This window comes from Qipengyuania pacifica, assembly GCF_019857205.1.
GTDB lineage: Bacteria > Pseudomonadota > Alphaproteobacteria > Sphingomonadales > Sphingomonadaceae > Qipengyuania > Qipengyuania pacifica.
On record NZ_JAHWXO010000004.1, the window covers coordinates 250,387 to 270,011 of the forward strand.

General features: G+C 60.9%; 13 protein-coding genes. 10 read left to right on the top strand and 3 right to left on the bottom strand.

Going from position 1 to position 19,625, the window contains the following annotated elements:
* Positions 1-38 precede the first annotated feature (38 nt).
* The 5 genes from KYK83_RS08530 to KYK83_RS08550 all read left to right on the top strand — a co-directional run bounded on the left by KYK83_RS08530 (position 39) and on the right by KYK83_RS08550 (position 6,998).
* Entirely contained in the window at positions 39-1,100 is a 1,062-nt protein-coding gene (locus KYK83_RS08530; RefSeq protein ID WP_222827913.1) for a LacI family DNA-binding transcriptional regulator, read from the top strand.
* Positions 1,093-2,277, top strand: a complete 1,185-nt coding sequence (locus KYK83_RS08535; RefSeq protein ID WP_346729441.1) for an MFS transporter — start codon at positions 1,093-1,095, stop codon at positions 2,275-2,277. The genes KYK83_RS08530 and KYK83_RS08535 overlap by 8 nt, the downstream gene beginning before the upstream one ends.
* 82 nt (positions 2,278-2,359) lie before the next feature.
* A complete protein-coding gene (locus KYK83_RS08540; RefSeq protein ID WP_222827915.1) occupies positions 2,360-4,762 on the top strand; it encodes a glycoside hydrolase family 3 protein in 2,403 nt (800 codons plus the stop codon).
* A gap of 110 nt (positions 4,763-4,872) precedes the next feature.
* Positions 4,873-6,171, top strand: coding sequence for a sugar MFS transporter (locus KYK83_RS08545; RefSeq protein WP_222827916.1), 1,299 nt, complete (start codon positions 4,873-4,875; stop codon positions 6,169-6,171).
* 92 nt (positions 6,172-6,263) lie between these two features.
* A complete protein-coding gene (locus KYK83_RS08550; protein ID WP_222827917.1) occupies positions 6,264-6,998 on the top strand; it encodes a 3'(2'),5'-bisphosphate nucleotidase CysQ in 735 nt (244 codons plus the stop codon).
* Here KYK83_RS08550 and KYK83_RS08555 read toward each other — a convergent pair.
* Positions 6,995-7,888: an HpcH/HpaI aldolase/citrate lyase family protein gene (locus KYK83_RS08555; protein WP_173830052.1), complete on the bottom strand. Its 894-nt coding sequence runs from the start codon at positions 7,886-7,888 to the stop codon at positions 6,995-6,997. The genes KYK83_RS08550 and KYK83_RS08555 overlap by 4 nt on opposite strands.
* A 345-nt stretch (positions 7,889-8,233) precedes the next feature.
* On the opposite strand from KYK83_RS08555, the gene KYK83_RS08560 reads away from it, so the two are divergent.
* Both KYK83_RS08560 and KYK83_RS08565 read left to right on the top strand, forming a co-directional pair.
* On the top strand, positions 8,234-9,445 hold the full coding sequence (locus KYK83_RS08560; protein WP_103024142.1) for an acyl-CoA dehydrogenase family protein: 1,212 nt from the start codon (positions 8,234-8,236) through the stop codon (positions 9,443-9,445).
* Between the two features lie 18 nt (positions 9,446-9,463).
* Positions 9,464-10,534, top strand: coding sequence for an acyl-CoA dehydrogenase family protein (locus KYK83_RS08565; RefSeq protein WP_222827918.1), 1,071 nt, complete (start codon positions 9,464-9,466; stop codon positions 10,532-10,534).
* Positions 10,535-10,642: 108 nt separating this feature from the next.
* Here the strand turns inward: KYK83_RS08565 and KYK83_RS08570 are convergent, their stop codons facing one another.
* A complete protein-coding gene (locus tag KYK83_RS08570; protein ID WP_222827919.1) occupies positions 10,643-11,869 on the bottom strand; it encodes a TetR/AcrR family transcriptional regulator in 1,227 nt (408 codons plus the stop codon).
* Positions 11,870-12,217: 348 nt separating this feature from the next.
* Between KYK83_RS08570 and KYK83_RS08575 the strand changes: the two genes are divergently transcribed.
* From KYK83_RS08575 to KYK83_RS08585, 3 genes are all read left to right on the top strand, one after another.
* Positions 12,218-13,468 carry a serine hydrolase domain-containing protein gene (locus KYK83_RS08575; RefSeq protein WP_222827920.1) on the top strand — a complete coding sequence of 417 codons (1,251 nt, stop codon included), beginning with the start codon at positions 12,218-12,220 and terminating at the stop codon, positions 13,466-13,468.
* Positions 13,465-15,501: a 3-hydroxyacyl-CoA dehydrogenase NAD-binding domain-containing protein gene (locus tag KYK83_RS08580; RefSeq protein ID WP_222827921.1), complete on the top strand. Its 2,037-nt coding sequence runs from the start codon at positions 13,465-13,467 to the stop codon at positions 15,499-15,501. Before KYK83_RS08575 ends, KYK83_RS08580 begins: the two co-directional genes overlap by 4 nt.
* Positions 15,502-15,661: 160 nt before the next feature.
* Positions 15,662-18,427, top strand: a complete 2,766-nt coding sequence (locus KYK83_RS08585; RefSeq protein WP_222827922.1) for a TonB-dependent receptor — start codon at positions 15,662-15,664, stop codon at positions 18,425-18,427.
* Positions 18,428-18,534: 107 nt separating this feature from the next.
* Here KYK83_RS08585 and KYK83_RS08590 read toward each other — a convergent pair whose 3' ends face one another.
* A complete protein-coding gene (locus KYK83_RS08590; RefSeq protein WP_222827997.1) occupies positions 18,535-19,593 on the bottom strand; it encodes a YihY/virulence factor BrkB family protein in 1,059 nt (352 codons plus the stop codon).
* Positions 19,594-19,625: the final 32 nt, after the last annotated feature.

Below are 19,625 nucleotides of genomic sequence, written 5' to 3' on the forward strand. Positions count from 1 at the left end.
CGTATTAGCCAGAAAATACTCGAGGGGTTACCGATAACATGGGCCGGCGGCGTCAATCAGTCACCATCAAGCACGTTGCAGCGGATGCAGGAGTGTCCCTGCAGACGGTCAGTCGCGTCATCAATAACGAGCCAAATGTTCGGCCTGCCATGAAGGCAAAGGTTCAGGCCAGTATCGAAAAGCTCGGCTATGTTCCGTCGATCGCCGCCCAGCGAATGAGCGGGTCGCGTTCCTATCTGATCCTGGCCATCAACGACCGCGACCGCACCATTGCGGACTGGAAAGCGCGTGATGGGCGGGACTGGGTGGACCAGATGCTGTTAGGCGGCATGCTGACTGCTGCAGAGCTCGGCTATCGGATGATTTTCGAACTGGTTGATACGCATAGCGACCATGTCGAACGCGAACTTGGCGCGGCCATCGCCGCCCTGCAGCCGGACGGGGTGATAGTGACGCCGCCGCACTCGGAAAACGCGCAGATCACAGGCTTGCTGGCGGAAAGCGGTATCCCCTTCGCCCGGATCGGCTCCAAGGAGGCTGGCCCCGGCATCGCCATGACCATGGGCGACGATCTGCTGGCCGGCAAGGCGACCGACCACCTGATCGAACTCGGTCATACGCGCATCGGCTTTATTTCCGGACCCGCCGAATACAGCCTGACGAGCTGGCGTGTCGATGGCTGGCGCGAGGCCATGGCCAATGCCGAATTCGATTGCGACGGCCTTCTCGAACGAGGGGATTTCGGTTTCGAGAGCGGACTTGCCGCGGCGCGCGCCCTGCTCGATGGGGATATCAGGCCGACGGCAATTATCGCCAGTAGCGATCAGATGGCTCTGGCCACACTCGAAGCCGCAAAGGAACGCGGGCTCAACGTGCCAAAAGATCTTTCCGTCATAAGCTTCGACAACACGCCGATCGTTCGGTTCAGCAACCCACCGCTGACGGCGCTGGATCAGCCGATTTCGGCCACCGCAGCGCGAGCGGTCGAACTGTTGATCGACGCTAAGAAAAATGGCCATCCCTCCGAACCGGTTGTCCTCGAGGGCGAACTGGTCGTGCGCGGCTCTACTGCGCGCGTGGCTGCAGGTGCTCGTGCCTGAAGATTTCAAACAGGGACAGCCAACTCGCTTCCTTTGGCTTTATGCCTTGGCAGCCGCTGGCGGAGCTGTGGCCTATGTGCCCTTTCTGACCATCATGCTCCCCCTGCGAATGAACGACATTGCCGAAGGCCAGGAGATACAATCGCTTGCCTACGCCGCCTTTTCTGGGGCGATCGCGGCGAGCATCACCAACATCGCCTTCGGCTGGATCAGTGATCGGACCGGGGTGCGCCGCCCGTGGATAGCCGGCGGACTCGTCTTGTCCTCGCTCCTGCTGGTTTCGATGCAATTCGTGCAAACCGTGCCAGCACTCGTGGCAATGATCGTCATTTGGCAATGCGCATTGAACATGATGCTCGCCCCCCTTGCCGCATGGGCCGGAGACTGCGTTCCCGACCATCAGAAGGGGTTGCTTGGGGGTCTGCTCGCCCTGTCACCGGCCCTGGGGGCATTGTCCGGTGCATTGGTGACAGTTCCCGGCCTGGCTGCGCAGGATACCCGCCTGGTGCTGGTCGCAGTTCTCGTTGCACTTATGGTCGGCCCAGCTCTTCTCTTTGCCCGCCCCTTCCCCATGCCGCAGCTCATGGAGAAGCCGGAGACAGAGGAGGCAGTCGCCTCGCAGCCGCACACTACCGTCGCCCGCATGTGGCTGGCCCGCCTGCTGGTGCAGATTGCCGAGGCGGCTCTCTTTGCGTTTCTGCTGTTCTGGTTCATCGCCATTGATGAGACGACTACCGACAATGACACGGCCACGATTTTCAGCCTCGTCCTCGGTATATCGGTGCCGCTTGCGATGTTTGTGGGTCGCTGGTCCGATCGTAGTCAGCGGCCGATCTTGCCCCTGGTCCTCGGGTCCGGCGTAGGGAGCGTCGGCCTCCTGATCATGGCCTTTTCCGACAGCATGGCCGTAGCGGTCGTCGGCTATGTCGTATTCGGCCTCTCGACCAGCATCTTCCTTGCTCTCCATTCCAGCCAGACGCTGCGAGTACTTCCCAGACCGCGAACCCGCGGAAGGGATCTGGGCCTGTTCAATCTGACCAACACCGTGCCATCCCTGATAATGCCCTGGCTCACTCTTGCTCTCGTACCGGTGTTCGGCTTCGCGGCTCTCTTCATGCTGCTTGCAGCGCTCTGTATGATCGCCTGCGTCCTGTTGATCACTCTTCCCCGCGCCTAGCCGCTTGACCTGGCATTCCGCCCGTGCCAGTTCCTCAATTGATAACGTTCCCAATCAAATCGGGATCGCGAGGGGATAGAGTATGAAAGCGTTCTTGTGGGCCTCCGCTGCCTGTGTTGCTCTGGCTGGATGCACCGTGCCGCAATCCGGTGTTGAAAATCTTCCGGTGGCTCAAGCCACCGACACGAGCGAAGATGCCCGCATAGCCGACCTGATTTCGCGAATGAGCGTCGAACGCAAGGTTGCGCAGCTGATACAACCCCAGATCAACAGTTTTACCGCAGAAGACATGCGTCGCTATCGGTTCGGCAGCTATCTGAATGGCGGCAATGGCGGGCCGTATGGCAACGAATATGCCGAAGCGAGTGAATGGCTCAAACTCGCTGACGAGATGTATCTTGCCTCCGTCGAACCGATGCCAGGCGGCGAACCTGTCATTCCGACCATGTGGGGCACCGATGCCGTTCATGGCCATACCAATATAATCCGCGCCACGATCTTCCCTCACAACATTGCGCTCGGCGCCACGCGCGATGCCGACCTCGTTCGCCGCGTCGGCGAAGCGACCGCAGTGGAAATCGAGGTCACCGGGATCGACTGGAACTTCTCTCCCACGATCGCCGTCGCTCAGGATGACCGGTGGGGTCGCACCTACGAAAGCTACTCCGAGGATCCGGCAATCGTCGCGCCCCTGGGCGCAGCGCTGGTCGAAGGCCTCCAGGGTCGCAAGGGCGACCCGAACCGTCTCGGCGCGGGGCACGTGATTGCCACAGCGAAACATTTTTTCGGCGATGGCGGCACCGATCAGGGCGTGGATCAGGGTGAAGTCACCGGCGATATCGAAGCGTTGAAGGCGGTCCACGCCGCGCCCTACCCGGCAGCCATCGCTGCCGGTGTGGAAACGATCATGGCCAGCTTCAATTCGATCAACGGCGAAAAGATGCATGGCAACAAGTCGCTGCTGACCGATGTCCTGCGCGGCGAACTCGGCTTCGATGGGCTCGTCGTCGGCGATTGGAATGGCCACGGCCAGGTCGCGGGTTGCACCAACACCGATTGCCCGCAATCGCTGCTGGCCGGTCTCGACATCTACATGGTTCCCGACGACTGGAAGGGCCTGCTCGAAACCACTGTAGCGCAGGTCAAGGACGGCACGATCCCGATGGCCCGGCTTGACGAGGCGGTTACCCGCATCCTGCGTGTTAAAATGCGGGCAGGTCTGCTTGGGGACATGGTTCAGCCGTCCAAGCGGCCAAATGCCGGCGATTATGCTCTGCTTGGCTCTGCCGATCATCGTGCAATCGCCCGCGAAGCCGTCGCGAAGTCGCAGGTCCTGCTGAAAAACAACGGCATCCTGCCGCTCAAGAAGGGCGCGAACATTCTGGTCGCGGGCAGCGCGGCAGACGATATCGCTCAGGCTTCAGGCGGTTGGACGCTCACCTGGCAGGGCGGCGGCGATCTCGACAATAGCTATTTCCCCGGCGCCACTTCGATCTGGAAGGGCCTGGAAACGGCCTTGAAGGAAGGTGGCGGCAGCGCCACGTTATCGCCGGACGGCCAGTATTCCTCCAAGCCTGATGCCGCTGTCGTGGTCTTCGGCGAGGAACCTTACGCCGAATTTGCAGGGGACCGCAAACACCTCGGCTTCACGGATGAGGAAGGCCTAGGTCTGCTGCGTAAGTTCAAGGCGGAAGGCGTGCCTACGGTGGCCGTGTTCCTTTCCGGCCGTCCGATGTGGGTAAACCGCGAAATGAATGCGGCTGACGCTTTCGTCGCATCTTGGTTGCCGGGGAGCGAAGGCGCAGGTGTTGCCGATGTTCTGACAGGCGCGACACCTGCTACAGGCAAGCTGGGCTTCAGCTGGCCTGCGACCTGTGACTTCGGGCCACTCAACGGTCCTGATGGTGCGCTATTCCCGGTGGGCTATGGTCGTGCTCTTACCGACACCTCTCCCACCGCACAGCTCGATGAAGATTGCGCGCCTCTTCTGGCCGGGCCGACGCGTGCATTGTTCGAAGCAGGGCGGCTGGCCGACGGCACATTTGCCTTTGCGGTCAAGCCCAATGTCGAAGGCGAAGGCGAATATCTCGCCCAGATGCGCGGAGACCTGACAGACGCTGGAGTGACGGTGCGCGGATATGACCGTGATGCCCAGGAAGATGCGCGGGAAGTTTATATGCGTGCCGGCTCGCGCTTCGGTCTCAGGCAGGATCGCGACAGCGGCGGGGCCTATCGCATTGCTTACGAGGTCGTCACACGCCCGGCCGCACCGGTCGCCCTGCGCGTGGGTGAAGATGCGGTGGTGAACCTGACTGACCATTTCGCTCTCGCACTGGGCAAGGGGTGGCGCGAGATGTTGATTACCGATGCCTGCGCGCCGGGCCTCGGCAATCGCATCCGTTTTGAGACCGAAGGCGACATTACGTTCCGTATCTCGAGCATCACGCGTGAAGATGTCGCAGAAGGCACCCCTTGCTCGTTTTGAGGAAACGAAATCGTATTCACTTTGTGTAGTGCCGAAAGACTGGCAAACAGCGCAAAGATAAGATCAATGTCGGGCGTCATTGAGCCCCGACACCTGGGAGGAATGTAGAGATGGCACTGGCCCCTGATGTTGCAGCGCGCACGGATCCTGCGGCAGTTGTCGAGGATGGCGAAGGGATCAAGGCGCCGGGTCTCAACTATTTCGTCTTCGGCCTGTTCTTCATCTTCGGCGGCATCACGTCCCTGAACGATGTCATCATCCCCAAGCTGAAGGAGCTGTTCACGCTCAACTACACGCAGGCCATGCTGGTGCAGTTCTGCTTCTTCGCCGCCTATCTCGTGATCGGCATCCCGGGGGCCAAGCTGGTCAAGAAGCTGGGCTACATGCGCGGCGCAGTGGCCGGCCTTTTGACCATGATGGTCGGCTGCCTGATGTTCATTCCCGCCAGCCAGAACGCCACCTACTGGGTGTTCCTGCTTGCCCTGTTCGTCCTCGCCAGCGGCGTGGTGATCGTCCAGGTCGTCGCCAATCCGCTGATCTCGCTGCTGGGGCCGCAAAGCACGGCCCACAGCCGCCTCACCTTTGCCCAGGCCTTCAACTCGCTGGGCACCTGGGTCTTCCCGCTGATCGGCTCGGTCGTCATTCTGGGCAGCCTGGCCAATATCACTGCCGATCAGCTCTCGGGCGCCGAGCTTACCGCCTATCGCCAGGCGGAAAGCGAAGCGATCTGGCAGGGTTATCTGGGCGTTGCCGCCCTCATCGCGCTGGTCGCGCTGGCCGTCTGGCTGTTCCGCAATCGCCTGCAGGGCGAAAAGCACGAGGCATCGAGCGGCTTTGCCGGGCTCGACCTGCTGAAGCGCAGCCGGTTCGGCTTCGGCGCGCTGTGCATCTTCCTCTATGTCGGCGCGGAAGTGTCGATCGGATCGATCATCATCAACTACCTTGCCGAAGACCGCGTGCTGGGCCAGCCGGAAAGCGTGATCGGCTGGATGATCAGCCTCTACTGGGGCGGTGCGATGGTGGGCCGGTTCATCGGCTCCTACTTCCTGCGCCTCTTCTCGCCCGGCAAGATCCTCGCCTTCAACGCGACCGGTTCGATCCTGCTGATCCTGATCAGCGCCAACAGCTCCGGTACGCTGGCCGCCTATAGCCTGCTTGCCGTGGGCCTGATGAACTCGATCATGTTCCCCACGATCTTCTCGCTCGCCTGCGAGAAGCTCGGCTCGCGCGCGGCGGACGGATCGGGCATCATCAATGTCGCGATCTTCGGCGGCGCGGTCGTCCCGCTGCTGTTCGGCGTCCTCGCCGATACCACCGGCAGCCTCCCCCTCGCCCTCACCCTCCCCGCCATCTGCTACGCCATCATCGCCAGCTTCGGACTCTTCGCGCGAAAACCCGCAACAGCGTGACAGGGAGGGGGGGCGCAACTCTTTGGGGTTCGCAAATCGACGCAGTTCTGCCATGCGTTCCCGACATGCGGTGACGCGGGGGCGTTTACGAAATGACTGACGCAGAATTGGCTGCCCATCTCGCCAAAATCGCGGGCAACATATTGATCGAAGTTCGCGATAGCGGGATGTTTACCGGCAAGGCGCTGGGCAAGGCTGGCGATCAGACCGCAAATCAGTTTCTCGTCAGTGCCCTTCGCGAACAGCGACCCGACGACGGGCTGCTTTCTGAAGAAAGCAGGGACACTGACGAGCGGCTTTCCAAGGACAGGGTCTGGATCGTCGATCCGGTCGACGGCACACGGGAATTTGGCGAAGCCCGAACCGATTGGGCGGTCCACGTCGCATTATGCGTAAACGGCAGGCCGGAGACAGGCGCGGTTGCATTACCGGGCCTTGGCATCGTTTTGCGCAGCGATGCTCCCATTGCACTACCCGCCCTTCCCCAAAGGCCCCGCATGGTGGTCAGCCGCACACGGCCGGCCGCTGAAGCGGTTGCGGTATCCGATACAATCGGAGCGGAACTTATTGGAATGGGTAGCGCCGGCGCCAAGTCCATGGCCGTGGTTCGCGGCGAGGCGGAAATCTATCTCCACACAGGCGGCCAGTACGAATGGGACAGCGCGGCCCCCGCTGCTGTTGCACTGGCCCATGGCCTTCATGCGAGCCGCATCGATGGCAGCCGGCTCGTGTACAACAATGCCGATACCTATATGCCGGACCTGCTGATCTGCCGGGCTGAATGGGCCGAACAGGTACTGGCCGAAGTCGCGAAGATTTCGACCTAGTCTTCGACCTGCGCAAGCAGTTGGCGCGCGCGGGACAGATGCGGACGATCAAGCATCCCGCCTCTCCAGCCGATCGCTCCCGCGCCCGGATTGTCTTCGAAAAGGGCAACGATCTCGCGCGCCTCGGCGACCTCTTCCTCGCTCGGCGTGAAAGCTTCGTTGATGACCGGCACCTGGGCGGGATGAATTGCCAGCATGCCACGATAGCCCTGACGTCGAACCTCGATCGCACGCTTTCGGAGACCCTCGAGATCGCGGAAATTGGTGTCGATCGTCTCGACTGGCACGACTTCAGCAGCCGCTGCCCCGAGCAGGCACAGGCTCCGGGCGAGTTTGTATGTGAACGCGAATTCGCCTTCGAAATCCTTGTTGCTCTGCGCCCCGAGAGAATCGGCAAGGTCCTCCGCACCCCAGGTCATCCCCACCAGGCGCGGCGCCCCGGCATAATCGCCCGTGGTGAACATCGCTGCCGCGGTTTCGGTTACCAATGCGATGACCGGGGTAGAGCCGGGTTCTATTCCGTTTTCCACTTCCAGCGCCGTCATCTGGCGGTCCAGTTCCTCGACATCAGCGCGGCCGCGCGACTTGGGGAGCATAATGCCGCCGGGCCGCGCGGGCATGACGATGGCCAGATCGTCGGCCGTCCACTTGCCGTCGAGCGGGTTGACGCGAACCCACAGGCGAGCGCGTTGTGCCTCGTCCTTGCTGCGCAGAAGTTCCGCGATCGCATTGCGGGCATCGGCCTTGCCGCTTTCGACGACGGCATCCTCAAGGTCCAGGATGACGATGTCGGCCTCGCCGTCGGCGGCCTTGTTCATCTTCTTGTCGCTATCGCCGGGCGCGAAGAGCCAGCTGCGCATGCGGAGGGTGGGTAAGTTGATCATGTACATGCTTGAGGCGAAAGGAGGGGCCCGCGTCAAGGGTGAAGCGCCATGCCGTAACGTCCACATGGTTGCGCTTGCCCGCATTCGATTATGCGGTATGTTACCGCCTCGTCGACTTGCGATTCCGACTGAAAGGACAATCCACGCTCGAATAAACGCGGTGGAAATTTGGATCCATCAGGGAATCTCGGTTAGGGTCGAAAAACTTTTTGAATATAGGGTATCCAACCGGCAGCTGCTTTTAGGTTAACCCGCAAGACTATGAGTAGAGGCCACAAAGCATCCAGCAGAATGGATCGTGGCCGCGGGCCGAAGAGCCCGATAGAAGGACAGGAATTAGAGGAGAGGCCTATGGCAACACAGCTTGAACCCGACGCCCGCGCCGATGAGAATGCGTTTCGCACCGAAGTGCAGGAATTCATCGCCGCGAATTTTCCCGAGGAACTGAAGAACAGGGGCAATGCCCTTGCCGGCGTGGAAGGACCCAGCAAGGAGACTCCGGCGCAGAAGGCATGGCGCGAAGCCGTGGGCGAACGCGGCTGGGGCACACCGACTTGGCCCAAGCAGTATGGCGGCGGCGGACTGAACAAGGCCGAAGCACGCATCGTCGAGCAGGAATTTGCCAAAGCCGGCGCCTACAACCCGATCGGGGGCATGGGCGTGATGATGTTTGGCCCGACGCTCCTAGAATATGGCAGCGAAGAGCAGAAGCAGGAGCATATCCCACCCATCTGCCGCGGCGAAATCCGCTGGTGCCAAGGCTATTCCGAACCCAATGCCGGGTCTGACCTTGCCAATCTGCAGACCTTTGCCGAGGACAAGGGCGACCACTATCTCGTCAATGGCCAGAAAACCTGGACCAGCGGCGGCCAGTGGGCCGACAAGTGCTTCGCCATCGTGCGGACCGACAAGAGCGACAAGCACAAGGGCATCAGCTTCATGCTGATCGACATGGACACGCCGGGCGTGGAAGTGCGCCCGATCACCATGATCAGCGGGATGAGCCCGTTCTGCGAAACCTTCTTTACCGACGTCAAGGTGCCGAAGGAAAACCTGGTGGGCGAAGAAGGCCAGGGCTGGACCATCGGCAAACGCCTGCTCCAGCACGAACGGACCAATCTTTCGGGCGGCGGCAGCATGGCCCGGATGATGGGTGCCAGCCTGTCGAACATCGCCAAGAAATATTGCGAAACCAATGAGGACGGATCGCTGGCCGACCCGATCCTGCGGGACAAGATCGCGAATTTCGAAATCCGCTGGTCGAGCTTCCTGCTGACAGCGCGCCGCGCAGTCGACGAAAGCAAGGCGCAAGGCGGCGTTTCCGAGATCAGTTCCGTCCTCAAGAAGGTTGGCACGACGCTGGGGCAGGAACGCGCGGAGCTCCTGATCGAGATTCGCGGCCTTCAGGGCCTGGGCTGGGAAGGCGACGAGTTTTCCGACAGCGAACTGGAATCCGTGCGCGGCTGGCTCTTCGGCAAGGCAACCACAATCTATGGCGGGTCGACCGAGATCCAGAACAACATCATCGCCAAGCGCGTGCTTGGCATGCTCGACCACCAGTAAGAGGGGAGCACACAGACAATGGCAGTTCTCAACGAAGAACAGGAAATGCTGCGCGATATGGCGCGCGACTGGGCAAAGAACGAAAGCCCCGTAGCCGAATTCCGCAAGGTGCGCACCAGCGGCGAGCCGCAGGCCTATAATGCCGATGCCTATGCGACGATGGCGCAAATGGGTTGGGCCGGGGTCATCATTCCGGAAGAGCATGGCGGGTCCGACTTCGGCTTCATGTCGGCTGGACTGGTTATCGAAGAGCTCGGCAAGACGCTGACCGCGAGCCCCCTGATCGCCACGACTATCGCTGCCAGCGCCATCATACTTGGCGGCAGCGACGAGCAGAAGGCAAAGTGGCTGCCGAAGCTGGCCAGCGGCGAAGCCGTTGCAACCCTGGCGGTGGACGAAAGCGCCCGTCACGATCCTTCCAGTATCGAAACCAGCGTGTCCGGCGGAAAGATGACCGGCAAGAAGGCCTTCGTCCATGAAGCGCATGGCGCCGACCTGTTCGTGGTCGCGGCCAAGGACGGCCTCTATCTGGTCGAAAATGGTGACGGAGTTTCGCTGACCACTCGCAAGCTGACCGACCAGCGCAATCATGCCGATATCGCGTTCGATGGCGCAGCGGCGGAAAAGCTCGAAGGCGGCGGCGACAGCCTGCTGGAGGACGTACTCGATCGTGCACGCGTACTGACGGCTGCCGAAATGCTCGGCATGGCGCAGGCCGTGTTCGACACGACGCTCGACTACCTGAAGCAGCGGGTACAGTTCAGCCAGGTCCTTGCGACCTTCCAGGCGCTGCAGCATCGCATGGCCGATCTGTTCGCCGACCTTGCGCAGATGCGTTCGGCCGTCGAAGGCGGCCTTCAGGCGATCGACAGCGGGTTCGGTGTGGGGCAGGCCGCGACCGTCGCCAAGGCGGAAGCCAACCGTGTTCTGCATCTCATCAGCAATCAGGGCATCCAGTTGCACGGCGGCATCGGGATGACCGACGAATATGATGTCGGCTTCTACCTGAAGCGTGCCCGAGTGCTTGAATCCTCCTGGGGTTCATCGAGCTATCTCCGGGATCGCTTTGCCCGGTTGAGCAAGTACTGACGACAAAAGAGGCGCCCGCGATATTGCGCATATCGCGGGCGCCTCTTCCTTTAAGAACGGGCGATATCTTCGTTCGGCCTCGACGGGACACGGCGTACCGGCCGACCTTTACGCAGGCGCCGTGATCATCCCCTGCGCCATGACCGACAGATAGGTCTTCACCGCATCTTCGCTTTTATCGAAACGTGCCGCCCAATGCCGTGCATCATAGGCCGAGTTGACCGTGGACATCAGCACCTGCCCGGCCACGAGCGGATCTATCGCGCGGACCGAGCCATCCGCGACCCCATCGATCAGCATGCCCGCGAAGCGGCGTGCCAGCCGATTGGACCGCGTAACGACATCTTCCTTATGTTCGGCATCGAGCGCCTGAAGCGCCGTGGTGCGCAATAGCGGCGTACCATCGAAAAACTGCAGATCGATCAGTTCGGCAAGGACACTCGACAATCGGGTCCAGTAATCAGTCTCGATGTCGCGCCCGGCGATCTGGACGGCCGACAGGCGATCGTAGCTCTGCTGGAAGCAGGCGAGTACCAGATCGTCCTTCGCCTCGTGATGGTGATAGAAGCTGCCCTTGGTCACATTGAGGCTTTCGGCAATGCGACTGACGGACGCGCCGCGATAGCCGCGCTCGTTGATCGTCACCGTAGCGGCCCGCAGAAACGCTTCGTTCTGCCCGGCCTGTTCATCATCCGACGTGCGCCAATTGCCGACGAGTTGCTGGGGATCGACCAGTCCGCGCGTCGTGGGCAGACCGTAAGCGAGGATATCGAACAGGCGATCCTCGATCCGTGAAAAGTCCAGAACGGAATAGCGCAGCGACCAGACCGGCCACCACATCATCGCTTCGAGAAGGATATGGGCGCGCGCCGAAAACAACGCCCGTTCTTCCCGGTCAGCCCAATCGCCAAAGAACCGCCGTACCAGGTCCACAACCCGCAGGTAATGAGCCATCAGCGCGTCATAGGCCGCCCTGTCGAGCGTGCGGATTTCGGACAATGCAGTGGTCAGTCCTCGTTCGCCCGCGCGGATGCGTTTGCGAAGGGTGACATGGGCGGCGATGAAATGGCGCAGCCGAGCCGCCGGATTGTCCTGTTCCAGCGCCTCTGCCGCCATCCGTTCCATCAGGGTGAGCGTTTCGTCATAGACCGCGACGACGAGCTGTTCCTTGCGGGGAAAATAATAGGTCACGCTGGTCGCATTCAGCCCGATGGCCTGTGCAACATCCGCAAGCGTCGTTGCCTGCACGCCCGCATCATTGATCAGGATCGACGCCGCATTGACGATGGCATCGCGTTTTTCCCCGAACTTGCGGGTGTTGGGTGCGCGGCTCATGAGACGAAGATGCGCATGGCGATGCCGAGCACCCTATTTCCCGGGGATGTCGGGAGGCTGTTGCACCGGTGTTGCTTGCCATCGGAAAGTCGCAATCGGTGAGCGTTGCCGGTCCCTGCCCGCCAGCCAAAAGGCCACACGATCGCCATTGCGCGCGCAAGCTCGCTCATCCCAATCCCCTCTTGCTGTCGCCTCTGTCGGGCGACTCTCTCTCCAATGCACAAGCTACACCCGTCCAACCCCGACACGCAAGCCGTGTTCGAAGTTGAGGTATGAGGGTGGCAAGAACAGATGAATTCGCTATTCGTACAAAACCGAAGCATAGGTATGCGCGGAGAGGAGACAGGAATGTTCGAGCTGGCAGACGCCGGAACACTGGGATTCGATAACGAGCGACTGGCGCGAATCGCACCCTTCCTTGCCAAGACTTATATCGACAGCGGGCGGTTGCCCAATGCCCAGCTGGTCATCGCGCGGGACGGACAGCCCGTACATTACACCAAGCTAGGTTCGATGGGAGACGACAAGCGCGAACTGCGCGATGACGCCCTGTTCCGTATCGCCAGCATGACCAAGCCCGTCACATCGATCGCTTTCATGCAGCTGGTCGAGCAGTGCGAGGTTGCGCTGGAAGAACCGGTTGCGCGCATCTTCCCCGAATTTGCCGACCTGAAGGTCTATGCCGGCGGCGGTGGGGCGATCCCGTTTGCGCCCGGAAAGCCCGCCAGCGCGATGCGTTTCGTCGACCTGCTGACGCACATGTCCGGCCTCACCTACGGACTGCAGAACCGCAACAATATCGATGCGGCCTATCGCGAGAACAATTTCGATTTCGCCCGGGATCACCTCGATAGCGATGCCTTTATCGAGAAGCTGTCCAAGCTGCCGCTGGAGTTCGCACCGGGGACCGGCTGGAATTATTCGGTTTCCACCGATGTGCTGGGCGTTGCCGTCGAACGGATCAGCGGAATGCGGCTTGGCGATTATTTCGAAAGGCACATCTTCGCACCGCTGGGGATGACAGACACCCATTTCGGCGTGGCCGAGGGACAAAGCGAGCGGCTGGTCGATGCCTATGCCTACCAGCCGGGCCATGCCCCCAAGATGATCAATGCCGGCGCGACCAGCAAACTGAACGAGCCGGGCGCCTTCGACAGCGGCGGTGGCGGGCTGATCGGGACGATTGCCGATTACCACCGGTTTTCGACCATGCTGCTGAATGGCGGAGAACTGGACGGCGCACGCATCGTCAGCCCGAAAACCATACGGTTGATGCGTACCAACCACTTGCCGAACAATGCCGACCTGACCGAAATGTCGAGCAGCCTGTTTTCCGAAGCCAACAATGCCGGAACCGGTTTCGGCCTTGGCTTTGCCATGGTGATCGACCCGTCGAAGACGCTAATGCCGTCAAGCGAAGGCGAATTCTATTGGGGCGGCGCCTATTCGACCGCCTTCTTCGTCGATCCGGTCGAACGGATCACCATGGTGTTCATGACGCAGGTTTACCCTTCGTCGACCTACCCGATCCGCCGTCAATTGAAGACGCTGATCTATTCCGCCCTAACCGACAGCTATGCCGATGGAGACCGTCCATGACTTCCCCTATTCGCACCGAACGCCACGATAACGTCCTTGTCGTCATTTCCGACAATCCCCCGGTCAACGCACTCGGCCAGGCAGTGCGTGCCGGGCTGAAGGATGCGATCGCAGACGCGCTGGCAGACGACGGTGTCGAGGCCGTCGTGATCCGCTGCGACGGTCAGACCTTCTTTGCCGGCGCCGATATCACCGAGTTCGGCAAGCCGCCGGTCGGCCCCAATCTGCCGGAAACGCTGGATGCGATGGAAGCGAGCGACAAGCCCGTCATCGCGGCCATCCATGGGACGGCGCTGGGCGGCGGCTGCGAGGTTGCGCTGGCCTGCCATTACCGCGTTGCCGTGCCTTCGGCAAAGCTCGGCCTGCCCGAAGTGAAGCTGGGACTGATTCCGGGCGCCGCTGGCACGCAGCGCCTGCCGCGCCTTGTCGGGGCGGAGGCCGCCCTCCCCCTCGTGGTCGGCGGCAATCCGATCCCTGCGAAGAAGGCCGAAGCAATCGGACTGCTCGACGCGCTGGTGGGCGAAGACAGCCTCGAGGCAGACGCCATCGCCTTTGCCAAATCGAAGATCGGCCAGCCGGTCCCGCGCGCATCGGAAGGCAAGGCCAATGAAGACGGCGTTCGCGATCCGGACCTGTTCGACCGTTTCCGCGCCTCGCAAGGACGCAAGATCCGCGGTTTCGATGCGCCCAATGCCGCGATCGAGGCGGTCAAGGCAGCGGGCGAACTGTCCTACGCCGACGGCGTGAAGAAGGAACGCGAACTGTTCGGCAAGCTGATGGGCGGCACGCAGAGCGCGGCCATGCGCCATTATTTCTTCGCCGAACGCGCTGCCAACAAGATCGACGATGTGCCCAAGGACACGCCGCTGATCCCGATCAGGAAGGTCGGCGTCATCGGCGCCGGCACGATGGGCGGCGGCATCACGATGAATTTCCTGTCGGCCGGCATTCCGGTGACGATCCTGGAAATGGCGGAAGACGCGCTCGATCGCGGCACGCGCACCATGCGCAAGAATTACGAGAACACCGCCAAGAAAGGCCGCATGACGATGGAGGCGGTCGATACCGCCATGGGCCTGCTCACTCCGACGCTGTCCTATGACGATCTGGCCGATTGCGATCTCGTGATCGAAGCCGTCTACGAGAATATGGACGTGAAGAAGAAGGTCTTCGCCAAGCTCGACGACGTGGTGAAGGACGGCGCGATCCTTGCCTCCAACACCAGCTATCTCGATATCGACGAAATCGCCACGGCCACCAAGCGCCCCGGCTATGTCGTCGGCCTGCACTTCTTCTCGCCAGCCAATGTCATGAAGCTGCTGGAAGTCGTGCGCGGCAAGGAAACGCGCGACGATGTGCTTGCGACGGTGATGAAGCTGTCCAAGAAGATCGGGAAAGTGGCCGCAGTGTCCGGCGTCTGCCCCGGCTTTATCGGCAATCGCATGCTTTCCAAGCGCCAGGAACAGGCCAATGCGCTGATCATGGAAGGCGCGAATTACTGGGACGTCGACGACGTTCTGCTGGAATTCGGCTTTCCGATGGGGCCGTTCCAGATGGGCGATCTGGCCGGAATCGATATCGGCTGGCACCGCGATCCGAGCAAGGTGACCACCGTGCGCGAAGCCCTGTGTGCTGCGGGTCGCTTCGGGCAGAAGGCAGGCAAGGGCTTCTACGACTATGACGAAGCGCGCAACCGCACGCCGTCGGACGAAGTGAAGCAGATCATTGCCGATTTCGCTGCCAGGGAGGGCAAGGATCAGCGCGAGATTTCAAAGGACGAAATCCGCGAGCGGCTGCTCTATCCCATGGTCAACGAAGGCGCGAAGATCCTCGAAGAAGGCATGGCTCAGCGCGCCAGCGACATCGATGTGGTGTGGATCAACGGCTATGGCTGGCCGCTCTATACGGGTGGACCGATGTTCTGGGCGAAGACCATCGGTTTCGAAACGGTGGTCGAGGGGCTGGACAGACACGGCCTTCCGGTCAGCGAGCATCTGCGCAAAACGGCCGCGGACGGTGGATCGCTCGATTGAGGCTACTTTAGTGCGGCAATTTCGAAACAGCGGTACGCAATTCGACGAACAATCCGGCACGTTGGACCGTTGCACCTTGACATAAATGAGCATTTTCCCTTGAGATTCGAGGCAAGGGTATGCGCCGGATAAGGCGCGCCCGCACGGAGAGGAGAAACCGATGAAAAGATTCAATCTACGCCACCAATGCGCCCTCGGAGCACTGGCGGGGGCGATGGCCTTTGCGCCATCCGCTGCTTCGGCCCAGGACACGGCGACCACGGAACAGGATACCGATCTTGTCGCCGCCGCGGATGTCGATGACGGCAATGTCATCATTGTTCGCGCGCAGGGACGTGACCAGACCCTGTCGGATGTGCCGGTGGCCGTTTCGGCCGTGACCGCGGAAACGCTGCAGAAATCCGGTGTCGCCGATATTCGCGACATGAACCAGGTTGCGCCGTCGCTGCTCATTTCTTCGACCGGTAACGAATCCAACGGCTCTGCCCGTATCCGCGGCATCGGCACGGTTGGCGACAACCCTGGCCTCGAAAGCTCTGTCGCGGTGTTCATCGACGGTGTGTATCGCTCACGCTCGGGTAATGCCCTCTCCGAACTCGGACCACTCGATCGCGTCGAAATCCTGCGCGGGCCTCAGGGCACGCTCGGCGGCCGCAACTCGTCGGCCGGTTTGATCAATATCTATACCGCCCCACCCGAGATGGACGGTTTTTCGGGTTATGGCGCTTTCACCTACGGCAATTACGATGCCATTCGTGTCGAAGGCGGCATCAACGCGCCCTTAGGCGAAACGGTGGCGGCGCGTATCGACGGTGTCTATTTCCAGCGCGACGGGTTCTATAACGATGTCGTCAACGACACGAGAGTGAACGATCGCGATCGCTACCTCATTCGCGGGCAGTTGCTGTTCGAGCCGACGTCGGATCTCAGCATCAGGCTCGTCGGTGATTACTCGAAGAAGGACGAGGCGTGCTGCGCCGCTACCTTCGTGCAGCCCAGCTTCGCTCCGCTTGCACGACTGTCGGACGATCTGCCTCCGACATCAGCCGATGCAAAGTTCGACTATCCCGGATCACTGACGCCTGCACTGACCAGCACGGCCAATCCGATCATCCCGGTGTTGTTGGCACTCGGCCAGGACCCGCGGGCGCTCAACCAGTCGACGTTCAACCGCGACATCTACGTCACGCCGGGACGTAGCTATCAGGGGGAAACCGAGGATTACGGTATCTCCGGCGAAGTCAATTGGGACTTCGGCAACGTCACGATGACGTCGATCACCGGCTATCGCGACTATTCCAACTTCCAGGGGTCGGACACGGACTACACCCAAGTCGATATCCTGTATCGTGCTCCGGGGCCGAATGCCGGTGCGCGCGAGTTCAAGACATTCACGCAAGAGCTCCGGTTCAACGGTTCGCTGCTCGATGACCGCATCGACTGGCTGGTCGGCGGCTTCTACGCCAATGAAAAGCTGGAGACCCGCGACAATCTGAGGTTCGGCACACAATATGGAGCATTCGCTCCGTGCCGCGTCGTGAACGCTGTCAATCCAGCGCTTGCCTCGCCACTCAGCACCGGATGCCTAAGCGCTGGTGGACGCGCAGCGCTGCTGGCCGCGAATGGCGGTGCGGGCGCCTTTGGTGCCGCAACCCCGCTGATCTTTGCCGGCTTGGACAATCTGGCCCAGATCAACGACCTCGGTGGCACGGGCGATGTATACAATCAGAAGAGCGAAAACTTTGCGCTCTTCACTCACAATATCGTCCACATTACCGACAAGCTCGATCTGACGTTGGGTCTTCGTTACACAAATGAAACGAAGGACTTCAACGCATCGTTCGGCAACGACAACGTCATCTGCCCGCAGAACCGCGCCCTTTTGGGCTCCCTGCTTGGGGTCCCGAGTTTGGCTGGCCTGGCAGGCGGTATCATCTCGCTGTCGTGTCAGGGCAATTCGACTTCGGAACTGGACGGCATATCGCTCGCCGATACTCGCGACGAAGATCAATTCACCGGCACGGCGATCCTGAGCTACAAGGCCACCCCGGACCTGTTGTTCTACGGTTCTTACTCGCGCGGCTACAAGGCTGGCGGCTTCAATCTCGACCGCTCGGCGCTGACGACCCCGGTAGCGTTCAATGTGAACACTCTGGATCCGACGAACTTGCAGTTCGAGGAAGAAACCGTCGATGCCTTCGAAATCGGTGCGAAGTATCAGACCCGCCAGTTCGGCGTCAGCGTCGCTGCGTTCCGTCAGGAATTCACGAACTTCCAGCTGAACACGTTCAACGGTTCCGTCTTCCTCGTGCAGAACATCAACGCCTGTAAGGACGATCTGGGCGGAGCAGATCGTGACAACAGCGCGGCGACTGGCGCATGTGCTAGTGATCGGACCAAGCCCGGCGTGGTCGCCAAGGGTGTCGAGATCGAAGCGAACCTGTCTCCGGTCCGCGACCTCACCGCAACACTTGGCCTCACTTACGCCGATACCAGCTTTGCCAACAATCTGATCGGCAACGAGGACGGAACCCCGCTCGATCCGGCTCTGCGCCTGCTTCCGGGGGACAATATGTCCAACGCTCCCGAAATCGTGGCAACGTCGTCACTCAGCTGGACCCCGCCCATCGGTGATAGCGGCATGCGCGGCCTCTTCTTCGTGAATGCCCGTATGACCAGCGATTACAACACCGGGTCGGACCTACTGTACGGCAAAGAGCAGGATGGCTTTGTCGTGGTCAATGGACGGATCGGCGTGACCAATATCGGCGGCAGCTTCTCGGTCGAAGGTTGGGTGCAGAACCTGTTCGACACCGATTACACGCAGGTCGCCTTCAATACGCCGTTCGTTGCGGAACAGCAGACCTATTCGGCCTTCCTGGCCGAACCGCGGACCTACGGCGTCACGGTCCGCGCCGAATTCTAATCGGCATAAATCCTGACAAGGAAGGGCCCGGCATCTCACGATGCCGGGCCCTTCTTCGTTTAACGCATGATCGTAACCCGCCATGCTCGATTGCGATACGAAGCTTGCTAGGCTGACGACTTCACAAGTGACTTCAGTCTGCTCGTCTGGAGATGCCTGTTCACGGCTCTTCGTTCGGCCTTTTCCATCCACTGCGCGATCGTGAGATCGCCCTCTGCCACATCTGCGAGAACCGCACCGCGGCTGCCGGCAGGCTTCGGCGTTCCTATCGTGCTGTCGACTGCCGTCTGTCGTTCGATTTCTGCATTCAGCAAGGCGCCCGCCAAGACCCCGTAAGCCGACAGAAACAGCCACATAAGGAACACAACGATGGCAGACAGCGACCCATACGTCGCGTTGTAGTCGCTTACATAAGCCACGTAGAACGAAAAGCCGAAAGAGACGGCTATCCAAAGCACCGTGGCAAGCATCGCACCGGGAGCAAGCCAACGCCATTGGGCAGGCTTGCGGTCCGGCCCATACCGCATGATCAGAGCGAACCCTACGCTTCCGAGCAGTATCGAGGCGATCCAGGTCACGCATTTGATCGCGAATTCGGCGGCAGGGCCGAACAGGCCGCCCGCCTGCGTTTGCAGCCATGCGAACATCCCGCTGCTGATCAACCCGGTCAACGCCACCAGGATTGCTGCCAGTGTCAGAGCGGCAGCGCGAAGGGTCCGCGAAATGAAACCGCGGGTTTCATGTTCTTCGTTGATGATGTTGAGCGCGCCGATAAGACCGTTGGCAGCACGCATTCCGCCGTAAATCGCAAATATCAGAGCAATCGCAAGGGCAAACCCCGTGACGCCTGCATTTGCGGTCACGACACCCATAAGCTGATCTTCGATGACCGTGGCAACTTCGCTGGGCACCACTTCGATGATCGTCTGCATCTGGGCATGCACGGTATCGACATTGCCGATCAGGCCGTAAACCATGACGGTCGCAGCTATCAGCGGAGTAAGCGCAAGGAAGGTGAAAAATGCCACACCTGCCCCCAAAAGCGACAGATTGTGGAATCCCCACATCGTCCACACGCGCCTAAGAATCTGTTTCCAAGCGGCTTTCGGCATCTGCAAAGGGCTTTTAGCGGTTGCACCGGGCGCGTCTTTGGAGGATGACTCCATGTCGAGGGTGGGATTTTCGACCTCATCGGGAG